This window comes from Candidatus Omnitrophota bacterium, assembly GCA_030688425.1.
Lineage (GTDB): Bacteria > Omnitrophota > Gorgyraeia > Zapsychrales > JANLHA01 > JAUYIB01.
This window is the reverse complement of record JAUYIB010000020.1, coordinates 1-1,087: the sequence shown is the minus strand read 5'-3', so window position 1 is coordinate 1,087 and position 1,087 is coordinate 1. Positions and strand designations below refer to the sequence as shown.

The window sequence follows — 1,087 nt, the reverse complement described above, 5'->3', positions numbered from 1 at the left end:
ACGCCATCTCAGGAGCAAAGCCCTGCCGTTCTAGCATGGTATCCACGAGTTCGGGCGTTGGAGCAGGAACCTCGGCATTACGAATAGGCGCTGCCCCTTGACGAATAGTGGGGCCTCCGCCGCGTGGCGGTCGCTGCCTTTCCGTAACGGCGGGGAGTTCAACCTCTGGCAATCGGTAGTAATTCAAGTCCTGGGGGTCGGGTACTAATCCAGCCTGCCGAATGGCCTCAGAGTTATTTATGAGGTGTTCACGGCCAGCAACGGTGATACGACTCTGCGGAGAGATATACAATCTATTCTCGGCTACTCTTCCTTGACTCGCACTGACCCGCAGAGCAACGGCCTTCTCTTGAATATCCCTAACGACTATATCCTGAGCCTGTTGTGCTGTAACAGCTTGACGGGGCAGACGCTTCCTGGCGGGAGCGACGGGTTGCGTGGGGACGGCCTTGGTCTCTATACCTTTTTCCCCCGCCTGCAGCATTGAGCGTTCCAACTCATAATCGGGGTTAAACCGCAGTCCACGGATATTATCGCGTTCCTCTGTTAGTGCCACAACCCGCTGTTCTAATGCCCTTGCTTCATTTTTCAATCGGCGTACAGCAGGAGAATCTTGAAAACCAGTGGAATAGCCTCCCCCACTGGCTAATCGTTGTTTGGCAATCCTACGAATCCCTGGTCTACTCGCTTGCTCACCTAAAGCCAAAATCCGCTTATTGCTATCGCCTATCTCCTCGGAAAGTCGGACTATCTCGGCATCCATAGCATCATCGGCGACCTTATAAGCCCTGAGTCGTGATGCGGGCATTGTGTCCCGTGTTATCGAAAAGTCTGGAGGGGGTAACGGCCACGGCTCTTTGGCAACCGCCCCTGCGCCTGCGGAGGGAGCGGGCAACGGCTGAGGGGGACGGGCGAGGGGTCTAGGTTGTTCTCCACCAAAGGCCAGCCGTATAGACCCCACCTCCTCAGCCGCAAAGCGGCGTATGACGGGGCCTGCTCGCTGGGTTGCCGTCTCCACAACCTCTCCACCAGCTCTTACAACGGATGGGATGGCCTTGAGTCCTGCTCTCAAGGCCGCCACTGTCAA

1 protein-coding gene is annotated in these 1,087 nt (G+C 56.6%); it reads right to left on the bottom strand.

From position 1 onward, the window contains the following. On the bottom strand, positions 1–763 hold a 763-nt coding region (locus tag Q8Q08_08595; protein MDP2654073.1), incomplete at its 3' end, for a hypothetical protein. Between the last annotated feature and the right edge of the window lie 324 nt (positions 764–1,087).